This window comes from Planococcus sp. TJ-302 (assembly GCF_058268455.1).
The window spans coordinates 210,408-232,447 of the sequence record NZ_JBZDOI010000002.1; the positions used below are offsets into that span (position 1 = coordinate 210,408).

Annotated in this window: 20 protein-coding genes and 1 pseudogene; 5 read left to right on the plus strand and 16 right to left on the minus strand. The window is 39.2% G+C overall.

What is annotated here, in order from left to right; translation table 11 throughout:
* Positions 1–16: 16 nt before the first annotated feature.
* On the minus strand, positions 17–811 hold the full coding sequence (locus AC4EHB_RS11945) for a hypothetical protein (RefSeq protein WP_490981639.1): 795 nt from the start codon (positions 809–811) through the stop codon (positions 17–19).
* 445 nt (positions 812–1,256) lie between these two features.
* Positions 1,257–1,817, minus strand: a complete 561-nt coding sequence (locus AC4EHB_RS11950) for a TetR/AcrR family transcriptional regulator (protein WP_490981640.1) — start codon at positions 1,815–1,817, stop codon at positions 1,257–1,259.
* A 152-nt stretch (positions 1,818–1,969) separates the two neighbouring features.
* Here AC4EHB_RS11950 and AC4EHB_RS11955 point away from each other — a divergent pair, with 152 nt between their 5' ends.
* Positions 1,970–2,899, plus strand: coding sequence for a DsbA family protein (locus AC4EHB_RS11955; protein ID WP_490981641.1), 930 nt, complete (start codon positions 1,970–1,972; stop codon positions 2,897–2,899).
* 253 nt (positions 2,900–3,152) lie between these two features.
* On the opposite strand, the gene AC4EHB_RS11960 is transcribed toward AC4EHB_RS11955, so the two are convergent.
* Positions 3,153–3,608 (minus strand): hypothetical protein, encoded by a 456-nt coding sequence (locus tag AC4EHB_RS11960; protein WP_490981642.1) that lies wholly within the window; start codon positions 3,606–3,608, stop codon positions 3,153–3,155.
* Between the two features lie 293 nt (positions 3,609–3,901).
* Between AC4EHB_RS11960 and AC4EHB_RS11965 the strand changes: the two genes are divergently transcribed.
* Together AC4EHB_RS11965 and AC4EHB_RS11970 are read left to right on the plus strand one after the other, a co-directional pair.
* The gene (locus AC4EHB_RS11965; RefSeq protein ID WP_490981643.1) at positions 3,902–4,588 is read left to right on the plus strand and encodes a GIY-YIG nuclease family protein; all 687 of its coding nucleotides are present in this window, start codon (positions 3,902–3,904) and stop codon (positions 4,586–4,588) included.
* A 26-nt stretch (positions 4,589–4,614) separates the two neighbouring features.
* Complete coding sequence (locus AC4EHB_RS11970; RefSeq protein WP_490981644.1) at positions 4,615–5,139, plus strand: hypothetical protein; 525 nt, start codon at positions 4,615–4,617, stop codon at positions 5,137–5,139.
* A gap of 248 nt (positions 5,140–5,387) precedes the next feature.
* Here the strand turns inward: AC4EHB_RS11970 and AC4EHB_RS11975 are convergent, their stop codons facing one another.
* From AC4EHB_RS11975 to AC4EHB_RS11985, 3 genes are all read right to left on the minus strand, one after another.
* The gene (locus AC4EHB_RS11975; RefSeq protein WP_490981645.1) at positions 5,388–5,978 is read right to left on the minus strand and encodes a DUF4230 domain-containing protein; all 591 of its coding nucleotides are present in this window, start codon (positions 5,976–5,978) and stop codon (positions 5,388–5,390) included.
* A 185-nt stretch (positions 5,979–6,163) separates the two neighbouring features.
* Entirely contained in the window at positions 6,164–6,787 is a 624-nt protein-coding gene (locus AC4EHB_RS11980) for an EcsC family protein (protein WP_490981646.1), read from the minus strand.
* 327 nt (positions 6,788–7,114) lie between these two features.
* On the minus strand, positions 7,115–7,789 hold the full coding sequence (locus tag AC4EHB_RS11985) for a metallophosphoesterase (protein WP_490981647.1): 675 nt from the start codon (positions 7,787–7,789) through the stop codon (positions 7,115–7,117).
* A gap of 570 nt (positions 7,790–8,359) precedes the next feature.
* Here AC4EHB_RS11985 and AC4EHB_RS11990 point away from each other — a divergent pair.
* Positions 8,360–9,889, plus strand: coding sequence for an FAD-dependent oxidoreductase (locus tag AC4EHB_RS11990; protein WP_490981648.1), 1,530 nt, complete (start codon positions 8,360–8,362; stop codon positions 9,887–9,889).
* A 258-nt stretch (positions 9,890–10,147) separates the two neighbouring features.
* Here the strand turns inward: AC4EHB_RS11990 and AC4EHB_RS11995 are convergent.
* The 5 genes and pseudogenes from AC4EHB_RS11995 to AC4EHB_RS12015 form a co-directional block, all read right to left on the minus strand.
* A pseudogene (locus AC4EHB_RS11995) lies at positions 10,148–11,133 on the minus strand (YhdH/YhfP family quinone oxidoreductase).
* A gap of 451 nt (positions 11,134–11,584) precedes the next feature.
* Entirely contained in the window at positions 11,585–13,006 is a 1,422-nt protein-coding gene (locus AC4EHB_RS12000) for a helix-turn-helix domain-containing protein (RefSeq protein ID WP_490981649.1), read from the minus strand.
* A 5-nt stretch (positions 13,007–13,011) separates the two neighbouring features.
* A complete protein-coding gene (locus AC4EHB_RS12005) occupies positions 13,012–13,470 on the minus strand; it encodes a DUF6932 family protein (RefSeq protein ID WP_490981650.1) in 459 nt (152 codons plus the stop codon).
* 519 nt (positions 13,471–13,989) lie between these two features.
* Positions 13,990–14,445: a transposase gene (locus AC4EHB_RS12010; protein ID WP_490981651.1), complete on the minus strand. Its 456-nt coding sequence runs from the start codon at positions 14,443–14,445 to the stop codon at positions 13,990–13,992.
* Positions 14,429–14,713 carry a hypothetical protein gene (locus AC4EHB_RS12015; RefSeq protein WP_490981652.1) on the minus strand — a complete coding sequence of 95 codons (285 nt, stop codon included), beginning with the start codon at positions 14,711–14,713 and terminating at the stop codon, positions 14,429–14,431. Before AC4EHB_RS12015 ends, AC4EHB_RS12010 begins: the two co-directional genes overlap by 17 nt.
* Positions 14,714–15,062: 349 nt before the next feature.
* On the opposite strand from AC4EHB_RS12015, the gene AC4EHB_RS12020 reads away from it, so the two are divergent.
* Positions 15,063–15,308, plus strand: coding sequence for an AAA family ATPase (locus tag AC4EHB_RS12020; RefSeq protein WP_490981653.1), 246 nt, complete (start codon positions 15,063–15,065; stop codon positions 15,306–15,308).
* Between the two features lie 565 nt (positions 15,309–15,873).
* Here the strand turns inward: AC4EHB_RS12020 and AC4EHB_RS12025 are convergent.
* The 5 genes from AC4EHB_RS12025 to AC4EHB_RS12045 form a co-directional block, all read right to left on the minus strand.
* The gene (locus AC4EHB_RS12025; protein ID WP_490981654.1) at positions 15,874–16,569 is read right to left on the minus strand and encodes a hypothetical protein; all 696 of its coding nucleotides are present in this window, start codon (positions 16,567–16,569) and stop codon (positions 15,874–15,876) included.
* A 254-nt stretch (positions 16,570–16,823) separates the two neighbouring features.
* A complete protein-coding gene (locus AC4EHB_RS12030) occupies positions 16,824–17,600 on the minus strand; it encodes a DUF4145 domain-containing protein (RefSeq protein WP_490981655.1) in 777 nt (258 codons plus the stop codon).
* Positions 17,601–18,039: 439 nt separating this feature from the next.
* Entirely contained in the window at positions 18,040–18,759 is a 720-nt protein-coding gene (locus AC4EHB_RS12035) for a hypothetical protein (protein WP_490981656.1), read from the minus strand.
* An 865-nt stretch (positions 18,760–19,624) separates the two neighbouring features.
* Positions 19,625–21,235: a DUF2075 domain-containing protein gene (locus tag AC4EHB_RS12040; RefSeq protein WP_490981657.1), complete on the minus strand. Its 1,611-nt coding sequence runs from the start codon at positions 21,233–21,235 to the stop codon at positions 19,625–19,627.
* A gap of 529 nt (positions 21,236–21,764) precedes the next feature.
* Positions 21,765–21,989, minus strand: a complete 225-nt coding sequence (locus AC4EHB_RS12045; protein WP_490981658.1) for a hypothetical protein — start codon at positions 21,987–21,989, stop codon at positions 21,765–21,767.
* Positions 21,990–22,040: the final 51 nt, after the last annotated feature.

Below are 22,040 nucleotides of genomic sequence, written 5' to 3' on the forward strand. Positions count from 1 at the left end.
ACAAGGAAAGAATTTCTTAGTCGGCATCACGATATTTGTACAAAGATTCATAGGACTGGGTTCGATACTCGGTTTCAAAGGAAGAGCGGCTCCAGATGCTCGCCTTATCAGATGATTCTTCCGTCTCGACCAGCTTTAATTCTCCTGCTTCCAGCGTCATGACATCAGACTCTACTAACTTCATTTCTTTTTGATTGGAATCTAAGGCTCGAATACGCACTTGGACCTCTTTTTGTATGTCTAGATTGTTTTTGAGGAAAAACGAGTTTTTGTATGTCGTTGAGTTGCAATTCGATGTTGTGGTTCGGAAACAGTTTTTTTCGGAACTCATGAACACTACGGTGATTTCTTCGGCGTCTTGTTGCTCTTCTGCTGCCGCTAGAGCACTTTCAACTTTTTGGATATAAGATGCTTTTTCCGCCAACGGGTAAACCCACATGGTGAAAAACAGGATCGTTGTACAGAACACCGCTGTAAAAATCCACACCACCTTAGGGTTATGGAATGATTTCGGGGCGCCTTTGAAAACGATGCTTACGATAACGTTGATGATGGATATAACTAACAGAAACGCTAAAGAAACAATAATGGCCACTTTGCTTTCAAATCCATTTTGGAAAAAAGAAAGCTGATATGTATTGGAAAAATAGTAATTTAAAACAACACTGATAAGGATCAACGCAAGAAGAACGGCTAGCGATTTTTTCCAGCGCGGTTTTTCGGCTTTGCCGCTTTTCGTACTCATGCTGGACCAGAGAAACCAAGCGTACGGAAGAAAGAAGAGTAAAATGACAAGTGAAATGGTGCCCATTGAATCATGCCTTTCGCAAAAGAGTAAGTGAGAAACGAAATTTTTAAAAATTATTAAATCAGGTGAACACTTTTTCTATCCCCCTTTAATTATACGGAACACACGCTAAAAAGATTCAAAAGTTTAGCGCGGGCCTATATGAGACAAACATCAGCACAGGGATTTGAAAAAATCTTATCATGCTATTTCTTTTTGGCCGAATTTAGGAACTAGTTCAAAACCAACTTTTTATTTGTCGCTTTCTAGCTTCACCAGGGATTTTCAAGTCACTTCCTGATAATTTCTTACTGTAGTCAAGTAAGGCTCATAGCATTCTTCCATAAACCTTATATTCAACAGCACCAGCCCATCGTTGATTCACTGGGAGGCCGGTGTGTGCTGTATAAATTATTTTGTACTGTCAGAATAATCTAAAATTGTTTTTTCACAGGGAAGTGTCACTTTTTTAAAAATCAAAATGGATGCCATGCAAGAGATATGGGATAGCCGTTTGGATGAATTCTGCCGGTGGCACTGTGCTGTTTCGTTTCCACTCTAGAGAGATTCCGTAAATTCCCCAGCTCAGCATGACCGCCGTGATCTTGAGGGCTTCATCTTTTTCTGCTCCATTTTGTACCGCCAGCATTTTGTATAAAATCACCTCAAGCTGATCTCTGATGATCCGGGCAATCGTGTCTTCGTAGCCCCGGTGGCAGCGGTTGGACAAAGACTGCTGGAAATTGGTAATCGCTTTAAAGAGGTGGATGAACACGTCCTCGTTCAGTTCCTTTTGCTGGTATTCAGCCGAATTCAAGTTGACCAACAGCACTTCCGACAAGGCTTTCTCCAGTAGATCGTAAATATCTTCAAAATGATAATAAAAGGTTGCCCGGTTGATCATGGCCTCTGCCGTGATATCCTTTACCGTAATGTCCTTGAACTCCTTGCTTTCCGAAAGTTTAATGAAAGAATCCATAATCAATTTACGGGTGCGGACGACCCGGGGATCCACTTTAACTTGCGTCATGTTCGCCACTCCTTTTCCGACAATAGTTCCAGCGTGTTGGATAAGCGACACATCCTTGGAATTATCGGTGTTGTTGCTTTTCATTATGGCTTAGAATTCAAGTGTAAAGCAAACAAGCTATCTTCCAAAACTCAAGAAATGAGGGAAACCAAATGACAAACAAATTAAATATGGTATGTGATATGGAAACAGGTGTATGCGGACCAGCTGAAGAAGAGGAAATGGGACTGCTTGATTTTAGCCAACCGAAAAAATCGGTTACGCTTTATTATGTGACCGATCCCATCTGTTCGCATTGCTGGGCAATCGAACCGGTATTCCGCCGTTTTACGGAACAGTACGGCAACTATTTCAAGTTCCAGACTGTGATGGGCGGCTTGCTGGAAAAATGGCATGACGGACCGATCGACCCGGCAAATGGCATTTACAAACCGGCGGATGTAGCGCCTCACTGGCGGGAAGTGGGCGAACATTCCAGAATGCCAATCGACGGATCGTTAATGATCGATAACCCGGTCCAGTCATCCTATCCCCCTTCCCGCGTCTTTAAAGTGATCCAGGAAAAATACAAGGACGCGAAAGCGAACGAATACTTGCGCCGTGCCAGAGAAGCCCTTTTCGCTTTCAACCAAAACATCTCTGATGACTCTGTCCTGGTCGGCCTCGTCAATGGGATGGGTCTCGACGGAAAGGCAATCGTCCATGAAGCCAATGAGGCAACTGGCCAGCAGCTCTTAAGCGAAGATCTTAGTTTAGCGAGAACCCTCGGTGCCCGGGGGTTCCCTACCATCATCATGATCAACGAAGAAAATAAAGGCGTGAAACTTGTAGGCGGCCAGCCGTTTAAGGCTTATGTCGACGGCTTGAAGAAAGTGTTAGGCGAAGAAGAGCTGCACGCAAAACAGCAGCCGGCACTTTCCGGCTTGCTGCAACAAGAAAAACTTCTTTTCTCCAAAGAAATTGAAGTGATGTACAACGTTGCCCCAACCGATATCACGGCATTTATTGAAAAAGAACTTTCTCCTGGCCAATACGAAACGAAGGAAATTCTGGGGGAATCTTATTTCACCCCAGTGAAATAGAAAAGGTGCAAAATGGTTGCCATTTTGCACCTTTCGGATAAACTCTGCTCACCCTTTGTGCCGCTTTCAGGGAACCACACCATTCTCAAACATTTTACAAGCATGAATAAAACAAAACGACGCTCCGAGGAATCTTGATTTCCTCGGAGTGTCGTTTTATGTAGTATAACTTGGAATGTATTGTCAAAATCGTTTAGAATTATTTCTTTCCTTGTTACATCAGGGAAGTTCCGCCATTCGGCTATGTTCTCAATCATTGATGAACGTTCGTGATCTCTTTCATCAATTGAATCCATTCTTCTCTCTTGAAATCATACAAGTCCAGCTCCGTTTTTCTCAGAACTAAGTGAATGCTGTCGAATTTCTCATCCGTCCGGAACCTCCACCAGCTTTTCACGTTTGAAGTCTTTGTGCCTGGCTCGTAATACATCAATGTGCCTTCAGGATTTATGACTTCCTCCACCCGATCAGCATCCAAATAATCATGCGGGAAATCAATGTAAAGAGCCAGCGACGATTTATGAGGCGTAATGTACCCAATTTTATGCGACGATTCCGCGTCACTCTTCTCAAGAGCACCACTCCAAGGAACCGGTTTATTGCTGGCGATCAAAAGCCGATCGCCCTCATTCGGTTCAATCTTGCAATTCGAAAAACTGTTAAACACTTCGAGCATCTCGCCCATTTTTTGTTCTACGGATTTGTTCACTTTGCTATCCCATCCTTTTCAATTCATCTATCAGCCATGCATGTTGCAATTCCTTATAGGCAAGATCATACCGCTTCCTATAAGAAGATTTAACGTCCCACTAACTGCTATTCTATCACGTCCGCCTGATTTCGATTACTTATGTTCATAAGAATTCCCTCTGCTGGATATGATATTTGACTAGTATGCAAACTCAACGGAACATTTACAAATTTTGATATATATAAGAAAAAAGTCCTTCTCTAGGATATAATTGTATATAACATTAAAACCAATTTGGAGGGCGTTCACTAATGGTCAAAAACATGTTCAATAAAATTTTCTCTAGCAAAGCTACTCCCGAACCATCAATCATCCCCCCTGCAGTTCAGCAACATAAGATTTATCTGTTTGAATCAAATCAATATGAGCTCGAAAAAATTATTGAGTCCCCAGACCTCCAAGGCAAAGCGCCCGGATATGTTTACTTTGTACAAGAATACATGAACGGCTCTTTCAAAATCGGCAAGACCAAAAACCTTGAGAAACGAATGAATATCTTTGGTGTGAAATTGCCTTTTGAAAATAAACTTATTTTCATTATAAAAACCGGTAACCACCATCAGACTGAAGTTGCCTTCCATAAGCATTTTTCTGCCAAGAGACTCGAAGGAGAATGGTTTGCATTAAACAAAGATGATTTGGCCTGGATTAAAGCTGGTAAATACACTGAAGAAATTAATCAAACCATCCTTCCTCTTGTAGATAAGAAAACAGCGATCAAAACTGAAAATGAAAATAACGAGGACAAGCTTTTAACGCCAAAGCAAGTGGAATTCGCAAAGACATTACTTACGAAATTGGAAAACGAATACGAACTTGCCACTGATTTAGCTAATCTGACACAAAAAGACTTAAACCGTTTAAGCGGATACTTCAGATTTAAAAATAAAGGCGCTTTGACTAATCTGGTTGCTGTCGGCGTTTTGAAAGAAAAATAATTTCTCATTAATAAGAAGATTTTTGTATGTCCATAAATCCGGTAACATTTATTCAAATTGAATGGGAAGGTTCTTATAAACTATCAGAGCTCCCTCAGCTTATGAACGAAGAAATAGATTATGGAATTTATCAGGTATACGGAAGGCATCCTGTGTATGGAAATGATGTCTTGCTATATATCGGCAAGGCTGATTATCAAACTTTAGGCAAAAGAATATCTCAAGAAGATTGGCTTTACACAAATGATTCTAATAATCACAAGATTTACATTGGAAGACTTCACGGATTCCAACCTCTAACTGAAGATTTATGGTCTTCTTATATCGACTTAGCAGAGAGGCTGCTAATTTTCACTCATAAGCCTGCGTATAATTCTAAAAGCATCGCATCTTTTCCCGATAAAGAATTGCAGGATATCCATGTTTTAAACTGGGGCCATTACCGGGCTTTGCTCCCTGAAGTTTCAGGATTGAGATGGACCAGTAAATTAGACATGGAAGAATATGAAGTCTTTAGATATGGCGATGTTGTAGTTCCTACAGAATTTTGAGTTGCATCATTTATACGAATGAATAACAATAAAAGCCACAATAGACATATTGATGCAGACAGTCTAGGTATGTTTAAAGTGTTTATTGGGCATTGTTTATTACCTGGGACATGCTAAAATGCTATTTCTGGATAAAAATAAAAAAACCGTATTTATTAACCTATTAGGTTTCAAAATACGGTTTTTTCTGATTGAAATTAAAGTTTATAAACTGAGATTTTTTTTACGCAGAGACATGGTACGTAATTTTAATAAAACTCAACAATAACCTCATTTTCTTCATCAATGCTTAAGAAAGACTTCAAAACTTCCTCTGTTCTTTTGTCTGCTTCTGTTAAAAATCCTTGGCTGATTTTTTCTTTTTCAAACTTCTTTTTCTCAACGTTTATATCGTCGATAAGTTTCTGTGTAGGAGGATCAAAGAAGATATTACCTTTCACATCTTCTATCTTCATGTTTTCAGTCTCCACAACATTATCAAGAATTTTCGCTTTGGGAACTCTGACTGTTACTTGATTAGCTTCTTCATCATAGTCCACTTCCACTTTCGAAAGGTCTGATCCGGCTTTCATATATCCCGTGTACTCTACAAGCTTTATCGTCTCAGCAAAGCGAATATCAGTCAGCAGAATTTTCTTATCATCACGATTTACCATTGCTTTACTGTACTCATACTTCAATGTCGCTAACTCTGACAACTCCACGACTCTCTCCTGGATTAAGGACGTATGAGAACTTTGACCAGAAGTACTTAATGGTTTGAATTGAATAAACATAACTAAACCAACGATTACAATAAGTAACATCGAAATCATAACTCCAACTAGCAGCTTTTTCATCTGAATGTGCTCCTCACATATTGTTCCACTCGTTTAGGCAGCAAGGTAATCTATCTCTTTGCTTTTAAATCGAATGAATATAGACTTTTTATCTTTAAATATTTCTTAGGCGTTTGGAAGTGAAACTTTTTATACATGAAGCTAAAGAAATTTTTTCCTTGAAAAACTATTATAATTCTCCGTAATTAGACAAAGACCTTCTTAGCTGTCTTTCCAATTATCCCTGTCCCTATTCCGTCGACTGTACCGCCGATAACACCACCAGCTATTGGTATTGCTTTACCTAAATTCACTATACCCTTTTGTCCGAACCTAGTTACTAATCTGAAACCGACTTTTTTATTTATCGCTTTAATTACTTCACCAGGTATTCTCAGGACGGCTTGCTTAACAAAGGAATTGCCTGCTTGAATGCCAGCCTTTTTCAATATATCTGAAGCTGATTTGCCCGTTAGGCAAACAAACACAAACGTTTTAACTTGATCATCTTTCAAATCATAGCCTTTCATGTGTGCAATAGCGGCAATCATTCTAATTTGAACATACATAACAGACGCAATGTTTGCGGGTAAAGTAAACGGTAAAACAACTATCCCACCTAAGCCGGTAAGAAAACCACTAGTGGCAGCTTTAGTATTTTGCCAGCGAATCAAGCTATCGATGGCTTGTTCAGCGGTATCATGCTTTGACAAAAAGTTCTCCGCCATTTCATAAGCCGAATCCATACCAGGAATACCCTCTAAAGATTTTTCATAAGCCCAATCCAACATTTGTTGTATCTTCCCGATTGAAACTTCGTCTGCAGCCACAAGTTTTTCCTCCTAATTGATGATAAGTTTATTGTCTTCTAGTTTAACAGGTATTCAGAACAATTAACTATTAATTTTCTAATAAAAGGATAAAAAGTAAGAAATTATTTTGCTTTATTAACTTCTTTTCCCAAGAAGATAAGCAATTCCCAATCAATTTAAACGGATGAATAAAAAGGAAAAACCACAACCGAAATGTTGATGCAGCCGTTGTGGTTTTGTATCAAGTATAAATTGCGGTGTATTGTCAAAATCGTTTAGAATAGTTTCTTTCCCTTGGGAAGCGATTCTATCACCCAAAACTCCCCTATTCCTCATTCCTTTCCTTCAATGCTTCTTCACGCTATAGACTTTTCGGCTCGGCAGCTCAAGACAATTCAACTGTCCGCCGTAAACCGCGCCTCCGTCAATGCCGATAATCCGATTGTCGCCAAAATAGACATCATAATTTCTTGTCCCGCGCAGCATAAACGCCGGTGTATGGCCAAATACTACCGTCTTCTCTCCCGTATAGGCTTTATAAAATTCATCGCGGATCCACATTAAGATCGTTGGGTCGGTCTGCCCAACCAATGTACCCGGCTGAACACCCGCATGCACAAAAATAGAGTCAGCCGTCTCATGGTAATATTCCGTTTCCTTAATAAAATCGACGTGCTCCCAAAAGACAGCTGCCGTTGGAAGCGTCATGTTTTTTATGGATGGATCGTAGCTTTGCAGTGTCGGCAATGCCCCATTCCTTGCCCAGATTTGCTTCGCACCGGCTTCATCGTTTGCAGCGTCCAGCATCATTTGATCATGATTGCCCCTTAATACAATGGCACCCCGCTTTTTCAATTCGATGACCCGCTCCAAAACCCCTTTCGAATCGGGGCCGCGGTCCTCGTAATCCCCCAGTAAAATCAGCCTGTCTTCAGCGTCGTCATATTCCGCCTTCTGCAGCAGTTCTTCAAAAAGTTCAAGCTCTCCGTGAATATCGCTTATGGCCAAGATTCTTTTCATCGTCTGCACCCCTCTGCTCAAATTCTTCCGAAACTGCTCGTATGCATCCAGCTTTAAGTTAATAGGAATCTGTCCTTTTATATTCTTTTACATCACTGCTCTTGTTATTCCTTCTATTCCTTTTTGCCGGATAAAAATGTCTCTCGGATTAGATTTTAATTTCCCGCGGATCGGCACAGCAAGAATCGTGTAGAACTTCCTCTTTACCTAGGGCACGATTCTTTGAATTTTCAGCAGCTCCTAAATCACCCCTGTGTAAGAACCAATTATGGCTATTTGCCATTTCCCATGAAAACGCAAAAGGAATCCACCTCATTTCTGGTTTTTGCGGATTCCTCATTTGGGTTCGTTGTATATGTTGCATCGTGTTTTTCACTGGGTAACGATTTTAAGCCTCGCTTGCTTGAAATCGGTCGATTGAGGATATAGTAGCTGTACAAGAGCTTTTTGTTCGGTATCACGTGATTTTTCTTATAAGAACTTTTCCTATACTCGATTTGAGCCAGCCACTACATGACACTCGAAACGGAATCAATCAGCAGGCGTGTTACTCATTAGGAGGTCTCTAGGATGAACCCACAAATCTTAATCATTGGAGCCGGCCCCACTGGACTGGCTCTTGCCTATAGTCTGGCCCGCCAAGGCGTGCGGTTTCGGATCATCGATAAAAACGCAGGAACCGGCACAGCGTCACGTGCGCTCGCTGTGCATGCACGCATATTGGAGCAGTACGAGCAACTTGGCTTGGCCGAACGCAACATCAAGCGGGGGCATCCGATTTTGTCGCTTGACGTCAGTGACGGCAAACGCGTGAAAGCCACAGTGAAATTCCTTGATTTCGGCAAAGGACTGAGTCCGTTTCCGTTTATCTTGAGTTTACCGCAAGACGAGCACGAAGAAATTCTCGTGGACGAATTAAGTAAAATCGGCATCGAAGTCGAATGGAACACCGCGTTGCTTTCTTTTGAAGACACGGGAGAAGGCGTGAACGCCGTACTGCAGCAAAAAGGTCAGCTCTTAGAAAAAGCGGAATTTGCCTATTTATGCGGATGCGACGGGGCCGGCAGCATGGTCCGAAAAGGGCTGGAACTCCATTTCCCCGGCGGCACGTACAAGCAATTATTCTTTGTCGCCGATATCGAAACCGAAAAACCGGTCGACGACATGCAAAAGATGGACATGTACATGGACGACGACGGCTTTATGCTGTACATGTCCGTCCGGAACGCCAAGACCAAACGAATCCTCGGCATTATGCCTGATGAATTGAACGAACGCACCGATCTTCAATACAGTGATATCAGCGATTATGTTGAAAATAAAATTCGTGTGACCGCGGCCAAGGTCAATTGGTTTTCGACGTACCGTGTCCATAACCGCGTAAGCGAGCAATTTGCCAAAGGGCGCATCTTCATCTTAGGCGACGCCGGCCACCTGCACAGCCCTGCCGGCGGACAAGGCATGAACACCGGCATTGGCGACGCCATCAATCTGGCATGGAAGCTCGCAGCGGTGATTCAAGGAAAAGGCGCTCCGAGACTACTGGGCACATACGAAAAAGAGCGAATCGTCTTCGCGCGCCGCTTGATCGCAACAACCGACAAAGCGTTCCAAACAATCGTCAGCCAAAAACTGCGGGGCACTCTGCTGCGCCAGTATTTCGTACCCTATGCCCTGCCGTCGCTATTCAAATTTCCCTTCTCCCAAAAAAATGCGTTTAAGATCCTGTCTCAAATCCACATCAATTACCGCAACAGCCCCTTGAGCAAGGGCAAAGCCGGCAAAATCTACGGCGGCATGCGCTTGCCGTGGATCGAAACCGCAAGCGGCGATAATTTCGATCCGTTGCGCTCCGTCGATTGGCAAATTCATGTGTACGGCAAAGCGAAGCCCGAGCTGATCGACTTTGCCCGTTCGCAGTCGCTCCAGCTCCATGAGTTTGCATGGGAAGCCCAGATGAAAGACGCAGGCCTCAAGCAAGATGCGCTGTACCTGATTCGGCCAGATGGCCATGTGGGTCTTGCGAGTGAAAAACAATGGGTGCGTGTGTTGAAAGCGTATTTGGAGGCTTATGGGATTGTGGCTTTTGGAGTGGAGTAAGGCGCGACTGACCTTTTGCTTGAGTGTGTCTTTCAAGAGACATGCAGCGGCTCTCATTCTTTTTTCAGCAGTCCTCAGATGTTCATCCTCATTCTCACACAATTTATACAGCTGAATTAAACATAAAAACACACCCGCAATTGGAATTCAGCGGGTGTGTTACTGTTTGGAATCTAGTTTATTGTTAGAATCACTTTTTCACAGGGAAACAATTTGTCGAAGGTTCCCGCTCAAAGCTTGGAATGAGCCAACAACCCGTTAACACTTCACAATCGTCCGTCCCAGATGCTCACCGTTCTTGATGGCCTCAATGGTGCCAGGAACTTCTTCAAGCGAAATCTCGTCCACCAGGGTTGTACCAGCAATGTTCCAGTCATCCGCCATTTTTGCCCAAATCGCAGGGCGTTTTTCAATCGGCACATTCACGGAATCGATGCCGAGCAGATTGACCCCTCTCAGGATAAACGGCAGCACGGTTGCCTTCAACTCAACACCGGCTGCCATTCCGCACATGCTCATGCTGCCGCCGTAGGAAAGCTGCGGGATCAACACAGAGGTAATTTCCCCTCCGACAGTATCCAGTACATAATCGAATTTCTCTTTGATCAACGGCTTTTTCAATTCGCCCAAGTCATCCGGGAAAATGACGGTATGCGCTCCGAGCGATTTCGCCACCTCCACTTGATGATCTTTGCGGACCAAAGCCGTAATATTTTTATAGCCGATCTTCGCTAGCATTTGTACCGCAATACTGCCGACGCCGCCAGTCGATCCAGTCACCAATATTTTGGGATCGTTTTTCGGATCCATTTCGTTCTTCTCCAATGCCAGAATAGACAATGCAGCCGTGAAGCCCGCTGTTCCGAAGACCATCGCGTCTCGCAGGCTCAGATTTTCTGGCAACGCTACTACCCAATCCGCGGGCACCCGGGCATATTCAGCGAATCCGCCTGTGTGGCTCATCCCCATCGCAAAACCTGTGACGACGACTTCCTGCCCCTCCTGAATACGGGAATCTGCCGACCGGACAACCGTGCCGCTCACATCGATTCCCGGAATCATCGGATACTCCCGGATGACGCCCCCTTTTTCTGTACCGCTAGCATGTCTTTGTAATTGATCGAAGAATATGCCACCTTAATGAAGACGTCACCGCCTGACAGCCCTTCCTCGCCTATTTCTTCTACTCCGTAAATAACTTCGTCTTCCTGTTCTTTAATGACAATCGCTTTAAAAGAATTCATCTGTATACCCCTCCTTCCCTATCTCTTCCCGAATTGGCTTTGCGGTGAAACAGTTTTCCTGCTTAATACAGCAAAAGAAACGAATATCTTAACAAACATTCGGTGTCTAAGGAACTAATCGATAATAAGAACGGATATTCATACGATTGTGTCCATCCCAGGGAAACACACAATACTCGAACATTTTATAAACATGAATAAAACAAACGCCGCTCCAAGGAATATTTCTTTCCTTAGAGCAGCGTTTTTAGGGATTGGTATTTTTTGATGAAAACAGTGAATGCTGCTTCTAGCGTTTCAGCTTTTTAGGACATGACACTATAAAGGTTTCTGAATGCAACCAATAACTGTCGTTCAATTAACAAACAGCTTTGCTTCATTTATATTTATCCGTTTGACCCATTTTTCCCTGTTCTTCGCTCAATTTAGAGACGTGGTTTCTTTTAGACTTTTAATGAAAAATCGCATTCTGAATTAGTTCTTTTTCATGAGGGGGGTAATCTAGAGAATTCAGTAAAGAAAGGTCTATTCTTTCTTCTAAAATATTTGATGCTTCAATAAAAGGATTCCCTTTTTGTTGTAGGTTAGTAGCTGCTCCCCACCAATTTTGATTCATTTTCGATAATCGATATGCTACATAATTAGCTAATGAACTCACATCAATATTATTTATAGAGGCAACTTTTTCAACTGCACCTTTTAGAAATTTAATTTTATATCCCGCATTAACTACACATGCTTCGAATAGTTCCTCACTTTTCCCGTCAAATATAACTTCTTCAGCGAACTTATTTGCATCAATTTCTTCTTGATTTTCTGCTTCCGCAGAAATTACATCCCCGATATCTATGACTTCTCTTTCCAATGAATCAGGATCTTGAGTTGCATGCCAATACTCATGAAGTAAATCAAATAACCAACGTGAATTATATTGACTCTGTTGTTTTAATACAATAATATTCTTCCCATTAAATCTCCAACATGCACCATGGAAACCTCCTGACATTTCAAGTGGTAACACAGGTACGCCTATATCCCATAAATGGGCAACACAAGAACTAAAATTCAATTCCCCGTACTTCTCTATAACATCATTTCGAAACTCCACTGGACTAGTCGTTAATTTTGTAGATTCAGGAGACTCTATAATTTTGCTAATTTCTTTTGAAATAAATTCCGCGTAAGAAGTATATAAATAAACCAGTTCTGTCCTAGTCCCTTTTGGAGCTTTATAACGCGCAGTAGTATAGGGATTATAGTTAATTGGAGCACCTGTAAGAATATCATTCAAATACTCATTAAAAACCTTTTTAATAGTGATAAACAACTTAATATATCCATCAGTTAGGTTATAGTTTTCCTTTAACTCCATAGGTAATAATTTATTTGACAGATGGCCTGTCGTAACCTTTATGTTTTTCTTTATTTGTTCAGAGTCCGTAGACAACATTTCGTGAAATTCAGCAGGAAGATTAACGTCTAGAAAATCAACAATTTTCAAAACGGAATTTACTGATGCATCGGCAAATAACTCTTCTTCAAGTTCAACATACTCTCGAGTAGAAACACCAATTTCTTTAGCTAACGTTTCTTCGCTAATTCCTTTAGCAATTCTATATTTTATTAAATTTAAAGGTAGTTCACTAAGCGTTTCTAAAAGTAGTGGAGGAAGCACACCACTTTTTAAATCCACGTATTCGTCTATTTGCCTTTTTAAATTTTCTATTTCGCCTTCTAATGACTTACGATAAATTTCCTGTTTCTTTGGAGATAAATTTTCATATGATTTATCGTACGAAAAATTTTGAAGGGCTTCTGTGAAATTCATAAAATTTTCCTTTGAAATTTGTAATTCAATGTCATTTTTAATCATACTTTTCACCCCAAATCAATTCTTATTATACCTTTTGGCTCATTAGTTTTTTTATCCCTTTGAAAAAAATCTATATACATCGATCCCACAGGGGTAGTTGCATTAGCATTCATCGGGAAAAACTCCCCTTCAAAATGCCGCTTCTGAACTTCTCTCCCTCGGTATGTTGAATCGATTAACCGTTCATCAATAACCTCTTCATCTATTTCTTCTAAATCATAGAGTGCATCGTAATCCCCAGGATTCTTTTTATTAGTTATAAAACTACCATCGACGTAAATTTTAGTTCCTCCAGCTTTTTTTATTTCAACAATGGCTCTTTCAAGTCCATGTAACTGCATCTGTCTTTTATGATTAATTCCATACCTTTCTTTAAATTCCTCCCAAGATGTTAAATGAATTCCGGAAGGAAGATTTCCACTTTCAAGATAGGATGGTATTGTTGATGGTGTAACTTTCATCATATAAATCAATCAACTCCAAAAGTCCCTTTTTACTTATTCCCATTATAAACCAAACGTTTTTTTCTAACAACTTTAGATTAAATTTGCAAAGCAATTAGTAATGTCTAGAAGTTTAGAAATAAACCGATTTTAAATGAGTGTACAAAATATTTAAAGAATTTCACTCCCCAAAGAGCGGGACAATTCTCAAAAATTTGTTTAGATGAATAAAACGGTAAGATGCTCATACGAAATATTGATACATCGCCATTAGCGATGTAGAAAGTATGAAATGTAGTGTATTGTCAAAATCGTTTAGAATTTTTTTCTTTTCCGAGGGACATGATTCTTCTTTACTTCACTCAACAATTTTCCAGCAGTTCCTATTTCACCCTCTTAATCTAGCCCCTAAAAGTAGAGATGGTAAAATTAAGCAATCATTACACAATCTCACTAGCCAAAAACGCCTGATAATACATCTCTGGCGACAGGTAGCCCAAGCGTTTTGGTCCTCTTTTTATATTGTAGTACGCAATAAATTTAGGCAGGTCTGCTTTGACTTCTTTTTGGGAAGTCAGCTGAAAATGGAGCGGAAAATTCGTTCTTTAACTGGGAGAAAAAGCTTTCAATGACGGCGTTATCCCAACATTTGGCTTTTCGTGACATACTAGGCTGAAACTTCAGCTGCTGCGACAGCTTTCGGTATGCCGTTGAAGAAAAGACTGTGCCTCGGTATGTGTGGACCAAGAGTCCATCCAATGATTTCAACTGGCGATTTGCCATCGCCAAGAGAACCGTATCCTTTACAAGAAGGGCATTCGGGTGGTCGCTTAGGTGAAATGCCACTACCTGACGATCGAATAGATTAAGGATCACACAGCCATAGAACTTTTGATTGAAATAAGCAAACTCGGTGAGATCCCCCACCCATTTCCGGTTCGGGAGAGACTCCTGACAGAATATTCGTCTCTCATGTTGCTTATCGCTTCGAAACATTTGGCTTTTCGTTCGCCTCTCGAGAGGCCTGGAACTTTTTTAGGATTGCGATATCCTCCTGCGCCTCATAGTATTTCTTTTCGATAACCCGCAGCCGTTCAAGTTCTTCTTTTCCATTCTCTTTCACTTTGCTTTCCCGTTTAGGATGCAGTCCTTCTGTACCTTCTAGTTGAAAACGATGCAGCCAATTGGTCATGGCGCCCATTGAGATCTTCATTTCGATGGCTACGTCCACCCGGTGGCGATTTTGATACATCACTTGTTTCACAGCGTACAGCTTCTCTTATACCGTATGATGTGATTTACGCTTTTTCGATTTCCCGTTTTCCCGTTTTCCAACTACCCCACCCCTTATATGCAAAGTTTTATAGAATAAATCCTACACTTTTTCTCTATTGTAAGGGGGGGGTACCACTGTGTAAGGAACAGTTATGAATAATTTCTTTCCTTCATAAAAATATTATCGTCATCCCCTAAATCACTGCGTATGACGTTTTGTGTATACAGCTTTCTTGTATAACAGGAATTGTGTTTGGCACAGGGGCGTGTTTTACTAACGTTTTAAACTGCTTTATCTGTCAGATTCCAAGTTGACGCCGCGGCATTTCTACAAAGGCATGTTGGAACAGTTGGGACTCGAATCCAAGTTCTACCGTGGCGATGCCAAGCGGCAGCTGCATCGCGAAATCGAACTGATGAAAGACATCCACAAGCTGACGCCTGTCTGTGTCGTGGATGAAGCCCACTTACTCGATCGGGAGATGTTGGAAGAGGTGCGATTCCTCCTGAACTTCTGCATGGATACCCAGAGCCCAATGGCACTCATCATGGTCGGACAGTCCGAATTATGCGATCTTCTTTAGCTTCAGTCCTTCGCGGCCATCTGCCAGCGGATCGATATCCAATTTCGCCTGCATCATCTCGACCGTTCAGAGACCGAACAATACATGAACTAACATCTCTCTTACGCGGGTGTCGGGCGCGACATCTTTAGTGAATCTGCGATTAACGAGGTGTTCAGCTATTCATGCGGCGCATTGCGCCGCAAACAACAAACTCGTAACACATTGCCTGTTGTTTGCGACGCAGAATGGAAATTGCATCATCGACGACCGGATGGTGAAGAAAGTGATCGAGGGAGAACTGGCTTAGTTCCCCCTCGTTTTCTATATTCATTTGGACAAAGAAACCGTCAGGTTTGGGACAAAAAGAACCGTCAGTTTCTAGACAAAATTAAGCGTCAATAACACTCTAAGATGCGATTTCTTAAGCAATCTTGAATATTTAAATTCCAAGATAAAAATAATAAAGCCGTATCCATTAACCTTGGGGTTGTTGGATACGGCTTCTTCTTGGTGCAATTTCTTTAAATAAATTGAATTCGATTTAACTCTAGGACTGAATTTATTGAGGTTTTATTTACTGAATTCATCTTTCAATATCTTTTTTTATTTGTATAACAAAATTTTTAAGCTTAACATTTATTTTATTGAGAAACACGTAACGGTTGGTGATATCTAAAATTGGAAGGCCGTTAAAAGCACTGGATTCCTGAAGATACATTTCAATTTCCTTAATCTCTATTAAATACTTTGTGGGGTTGATTAAGGTTTGAACTTCGAATTTTAAAATTTCGATTTTCAACTCTTCTTGTAGATATCTTGCTTTATCAAAAGGTAAAAAGTACTCACTATTGCTTGCGTCTTCATTTTGTTCCGTTATTTCTGAATGGATATATTGATATTCATCATCAAAGTATTTATTGAAAACATCTAATATTAGTTCGTTATTTAATTTGCAATCATTATTTGCTTCTATTATCTCTTCCAAAAAGCTTTTTAAAATAAAGAAATCAATAAAAAAAGAAAATTCACTTTGATATTTACGAGTTAAATCCCTCATAGTATCCTCAATTAATGCTGAATATCTCTGAAGTGAGATTATAAAATCTACACGAATTTGATTTCTATCATGAATTAACCGACGCTGTTCATCAGACCTTCGTTGTGAATCTATTTTTTTAATACCTTTATTGAAACTTACTGTAACTATAATTAATACTATCGCTGAGATACCCTGAACTGATATAGCAATAGTTTGCAGTAAATCAAATATGTATTCCACCATCCAATCATTAATATTATATTTTCACTTCCTAGGGAGAGGTATAATCATTGTCACTGTGTTCAAAGCAATTTTGATTCCTTAATATCGTTTCTCAGAGAGTGACCCAATTTCCAGAAGTTCCTAGGTAAAAATACTAAAGCCGTACCTGTTAACATTTAAGGTCACTAGATGCTGCTTTCTCTTCATGCAATTGTTGCTAATATACTGAAACGGATTTAACACAGTGACGTGAACTAATATATTTTCCACTTTTATTTTTTTGTATTTTTAGAATCTCTTTTTCCAATGCCTTCAATTTTTTGGGCAGGTATTAAGCTATAAATACCTTTGATAACCTTTTTTTCAGTAATCAATTTATCAACAATAAAGTTTAGAATTACAAACAGAGCCTTAGAAACATCTTTATTATCATCGATATTAATTGTGCCTGGATGTACAGCTTCATTCCCTATAACTCTTAATCCATCAAGAGCATTTTGCACATCTTCAGATAATCCCTTACTGACAAGATTTCCGATCATTGCGTTAATGTTTTTTCCTTCAGCACCGACTAAAGGTAATAATTTCTCCAATGCCAGCCTAAGTAATGCCGCTGAAGCACGTGGCGATAAATCGAGAATCCCTTTTGCTTCATTATAAACCTCTTTCACTTCTTTAGGCATATCAATATGAGCTGGAGGTGCGATAGAAATACCAGGATAAATAATATGACCATCTATCCAAAAAGCTTCTTCAAAACATCTATAGCAAGTACTAAATGCAATTGCATTATTAATTAGGAATTCATTAACCGCCGTATTCCCAAAAAATTCATCGACAGCTTCTTGATCTTCAACAGAATCATCAGAGGAATCAAATACCGAAATTATTTCTCTTTGTCTTCTCAAGCCCATAGTTAAGGCAAATCCGATGTCTCTTCCATCTGTTTTTTGAATCTCATTCCAAGCGTGGTGAGCATAAGCGCGGCAATTCGGACAAGTGAATCCATCACTTCCATATTCAGGAGCAACATAATTTTCATTAATCATCTTCATTCCACCTATTTAATATATTTTTAATTGCTATTACACATTTGCAAATCTTTTGATTTTACATTTCACTATACTTTATTAGTTGATATTTCGCTTCTCTAGGAGCGACACCATTTCCAATCAATTAATATGAATGTATAAAAAGAAAAAACCATATCCGAAATAGTAATGCAGCCGGAATTGTTATCAATAAAATATAAATTGTACTATATAGTCAGATTCGTTTAGAAATGCTTTTTACACAAGGATGCAATTTTACATATTCTCCCTGTATAGCAAACATTTATGAATATTTAATTTTACTGATGAAATACTGAAGCCGTATCCGTCAACCCTTAAGGTTTCGGAACACGGCATTTTTTAATGAAATTTTAGTTAATAAACTGAATTGGGTTTGATACAGGAAGGCTATTTTTAATAACTAGCTTCCGAATAATTACTGCTTTGTATTTGTCAATTCTAATAAATCTTTATTAATATGCGAATAGTCTGGCTTAATATTCAGTATAGTATAAACCTCAGCAGCAAATTCATAAGCTGTTGTTAGAGCCCACTTCGTACTCCCGTACCCTAAACATTTATCCGGATAGAATGGGTTACTTGTGCATTCAAAAAACTTACTTGGCTTTATTCTATCCCGCAATTCATCTTCAAACTTTCGTGGAGAAACTTGGATGTCATCTATTTCGGATTCTGTAGTATTCCATTCTGGTTTATAATGCGTAAGATCGTTTCTCAATCGAATTAGCAAATTCACACTTATGAATAATTCACTATTTTTTTTAACTTTTCCCTTTTTACATAGTATCAATAGTTGGCGATACTTTTGGATAATCGATAAACTTCTATTAGATTTATTTATATTCCACCAGCTAATTATATCTTGCTTGCTCTCTTCTGAGAGGCTTATATAATCATTGGGTTTATCAACAATTTTCTCAAATAATTCATTTATATTTCCTTCAAGAAATGCAACTGAAGCCATGATAGCACCTATTGCATAAGGTTTAACAAGTTCTTGCGTTGGTTGGCTTTTTCCTGGAATGAAATTCCCCTCTAATTCCCTACTCAATCTTGTCATTTCATTAGCTAATCTTAAATGAGAAAATGACAAGCTATGCCAAAAGCTTATTGCAACTGAGTCTACAATCTTCATGAAGCGCACCCCTTTTAAATGATTCACATATATTTAATTAACTTCCCTTTTTTGGGAGCGATACAGTTCTCAAACAATTTATACAAATGAATAAAATGAAAGAATCACACCCGAAATGTTGATGTAACCAGTATGACTATGTATAAATTGTAGTGTGTAATCTAAATCATTTAGAATTGTTTTTCCTAAGGGACGGTTCGATGACCCCATTGTCTAATTGACAATAGCGGGAAAATTTATCCTGTCTATGTATGGGAGAATAAGCCAGGCTGGCAATTAAATCCTATCAAAATTAAATTATTTAATTAATACATCATTTTTTAATTTTGATAATAAGTTGTTATTTATATCATTCGCACAATGCCAAATTTTAATTCATTCTCTACTACTTGGTGATAAAAGGTTTCTTCAATTATTATTCATTTTAACGGGTTAATTTCACGCTTGCTTTTCAGTTTAGCAGGTTTGATCCCTTATTCTTTACAGTGTTCTCGTTTCATTACATTAGAAAATGTTTCTTTATTATAGGCTTAATCTTTTTAATGATGTTACTTACATTTTCCATATTGCTTCCTTGAACGGAGTAGATGAAAGCAATTTGTTTTGCGTCTTTTGTCTGAGCAGAAAGATGTGAGTTATTATTTCAAGGTATGCCGAAGTCATGAACTCTCGCGATTACGTTTTTCGAAAGTTCTCCCCTAACTCTTTAAGTATTCCAGTCTCCCGTATAAACTAGCAGTCTACTGCTTATTTCTTCTTTGAAACTCTTGGTAGAGTTCATGTGCAAAGTCAGCAACTTACAAATTAAAATCCACGATCAAATGTTTGTCCTAATGCTTTTCATATAAAAGAATGTATTTCGCTGTTAAATTCCCAAGAAATACCTCCTCAACTTCTCATCACTCGCATAAATATAAAGCCCATTTATCCCCCTCTTCATCAACACATTAATGGAATTCAATATAATTTGTTCTTTCGCTTTTTCAACATCCTTTATTCCTTCTTTTCCTCTGAAAGCTTCGGTGTCGCTATATTTTTCAGTAATGATTTTCAAACAATCATTTGGGGCATCATAAGTAACTGATGGTCCTAATATCACTCCTACATAATTCAGATCGAAGCCTTGAATCGTATATATAGATCCCGCTTCTTTGATAGTCTCCGGCTTTTCTGCCCATGTGTTTTTGGTATCGGTGGAATTCCAAGGAATTTCAAGGCTGTCTTCTCGAATGTAGTACTGCTCGCCATCTTTCTTGTGTTCATAATCGAATGTCGAAACCACTCTTGAGAGGCCGTATTCTTTATTCTTTTCCACTATGGCATCATGCATTTCCTTGGCAGAATTGAATATTTGAAAGTCATATAGTTCATCTTTCGGTAACTTTAGAATTCGCTTTTCCACAAAATTATCGATCCAGTCGATCACATCGTCTCCAGCATTCATGCGGAACTGTTCTCTTAAAACATAGGGCTCTTCTCTTTGATAGCCTGACACTATTTTCTTGAGCCGCTCCTTATCCCAATAACTTTTCAGTTTTAAGACCTGCTTTTCATCATAGACAACGATGACCACTTTGCTGTGCTTAATGATTTCTTCCAATTGATTGTCTTCATTAAAATTATTGAAAACATCTGCTCTACTTAGTAATAAATGCGCTTCGTCGACCAACACAATATCTGCTTTTTCTGTAGCTTTCTTTTGCTTATTAATGAAACTTGTGGGCTTATCAAAATTATTCTTTTTAAGAAACTTTACATTGGCAGCGATGTTTTTGTACGTTTTCAGCATCTCTGAATGGTTTACGAGCAAATAATTTTTTGTTTGATGAAGGTTAGAATTTTTGTCAGCCGCTCGTTCCTGGATGCTATTAAACACGGAACTGAGGACCACACTCTTCCCAACACCAGCTTCACCTTTAATCATGTATACAAACGTCTCATCATCATTGATGTGCTCTTCACAAACTTCAAGAATTTTTGTTTTAAGTTCGAGTTGCGTCATCGACAGCTCTTTAAAAGGAGAAAGTTTAAATATATCCCTGTTTTCAATTACGTGAGCAGGGTTATTTACCACCTTCCTTTTCAATAATTCTTTCCATATATCATTGAATATCTCTTTGTCGTAAAATTCCTTGTTGTGATAATTGTGCGTTACACTTTGCGCAGTCTGACTCTTGTTCTGCAGCTTGTAGCGATCATCGCCCAAGAAGTAATTAATTAATTTAGTTTCAATGTTGTATGTAGCTGAGCGGTGAAATTCTTGATGAATAATCAAAGTCATCTTTTCTAATTTCTTTCTTTCAATATTATTCAGATGAGACTTCATCCGATTTTTAAAGGCTACAGTTTCCCCGATATATACCGTGGTATGGTTGTTCAAAAAATAAACTACTGGATAGTTAAAGTACGTATCGTTTTTGATACTTTCCAAGGTGGACTTATTAAAATCCCAGGTTTTAAGTTCGGTCATTCCCATAAATATTCACCCCTCTGGATGCAGCAAATTCAGTGAATCCAATCAAATAGACAATTCAAGCGCTTACAGTGTAGTTTAATTTATTGATTCTAAAATGCAGCGGAGTTGTTAATGTCTTAATATTAGCATTTTTAAACTATTAATTGTCTGCATTTGGAAAATTTATTCGGTAATCATGTGCTTGTTTGGATATACCTGAATCTTCTATTTGAACACGAAGCTTGAGCTCTAGAAAGACACATGGCAGATTCAAACTGATTTTGGCGAGGAAAGTCGATATCCGAAAAATTGTTCAGATTCCACCATGGCGAATCTTGAACATCAGAAGAATTTCAAAAATACACAATGCTTTTCATCGGTTGAAAAGATTCAGTTACAGCATTAATAAAAAAGCCAGATGAGTTCAATGGGGCATAACCTGAACGACCGAAGCGACAATCAACAAATATTCCCGTGTTTTCAAGTATTTGTATTCTAACTTATGGGGAAATCATAAAAAAAGGCGGATCCAAATGGATCCGCCTTTCAATCATTCACGCTTTTTCTTAAAGAAAGCCTTGAATATACCAATATTCACGAGAATCATGCCAGCAAAGATCATAAAGAAAAGGAAATAGGCCAGCATATAGGCAAACCCTTCCCCAAATCCAAATAGCTCACCTATGGCCGGAATTCCGCCGGCAAATATGAATAGCGGCGGGAACAGGATCAAAAGGAAACCTATGATTAAAATTTTTTTTTGCTTTTGCAGCATTGTTGAATCTCTCCTTACAAATTTTTAGGGTTGCCCTTTCTATCTTCTGCT

Bases quoted from the DNA above. Each gene is read 5' to 3' on its own strand.
- AC4EHB_RS11965 (WP_490981643.1), top strand. From the start codon at position 3,902: ATGGTCAAAAACATGTTCAATAAAATTTTCTCTAGCAAAGCTACTCCC.
- AC4EHB_RS12000 (WP_490981649.1), bottom strand. From the start codon at position 13,006: ATGATTAAAAATGACATTGAATTACAAATTTCAAAGGAAAATTTTATG.
- AC4EHB_RS12030 (WP_490981655.1), bottom strand. From the start codon at position 17,600: ATGATTAATGAAAATTATGTTGCTCCTGAATATGGAAGTGATGGATTC.
- AC4EHB_RS11985 (WP_490981647.1), bottom strand. From the start codon at position 7,789: ATGAAAAGAATCTTGGCCATAAGCGATATTCACGGAGAGCTTGAACTT.
- AC4EHB_RS12020 (WP_490981653.1), top strand. From the start codon at position 15,063: ATGTTGGAACAGTTGGGACTCGAATCCAAGTTCTACCGTGGCGATGCC.
- AC4EHB_RS11975 (WP_490981645.1), bottom strand. From the start codon at position 5,978: ATGAAAAAGCTGCTAGTTGGAGTTATGATTTCGATGTTACTTATTGTA.
- AC4EHB_RS12040 (WP_490981657.1), bottom strand. From the start codon at position 21,235: ATGGGAATGACCGAACTTAAAACCTGGGATTTTAATAAGTCCACCTTG.
- AC4EHB_RS12005 (WP_490981650.1), bottom strand. From the start codon at position 13,470: ATGATGAAAGTTACACCATCAACAATACCATCCTATCTTGAAAGTGGA.
- AC4EHB_RS12010 (WP_490981651.1), bottom strand. From the start codon at position 14,445: ATGTTTCGAAGCGATAAGCAACATGAGAGACGAATATTCTGTCAGGAG.
- AC4EHB_RS11945 (WP_490981639.1), bottom strand. From the start codon at position 811: ATGGGCACCATTTCACTTGTCATTTTACTCTTCTTTCTTCCGTACGCT.
- AC4EHB_RS11950 (WP_490981640.1), bottom strand. From the start codon at position 1,817: ATGACGCAAGTTAAAGTGGATCCCCGGGTCGTCCGCACCCGTAAATTG.
- AC4EHB_RS12035 (WP_490981656.1), bottom strand. From the start codon at position 18,759: ATGAAGATTGTAGACTCAGTTGCAATAAGCTTTTGGCATAGCTTGTCA.
- AC4EHB_RS11955 (WP_490981641.1), top strand. From the start codon at position 1,970: ATGACAAACAAATTAAATATGGTATGTGATATGGAAACAGGTGTATGC.
- AC4EHB_RS11990 (WP_490981648.1), top strand. From the start codon at position 8,360: ATGAACCCACAAATCTTAATCATTGGAGCCGGCCCCACTGGACTGGCT.
- AC4EHB_RS12045 (WP_490981658.1), bottom strand. From the start codon at position 21,989: ATGCTGCAAAAGCAAAAAAAAATTTTAATCATAGGTTTCCTTTTGATC.
- AC4EHB_RS11970 (WP_490981644.1), top strand. From the start codon at position 4,615: ATGTCCATAAATCCGGTAACATTTATTCAAATTGAATGGGAAGGTTCT.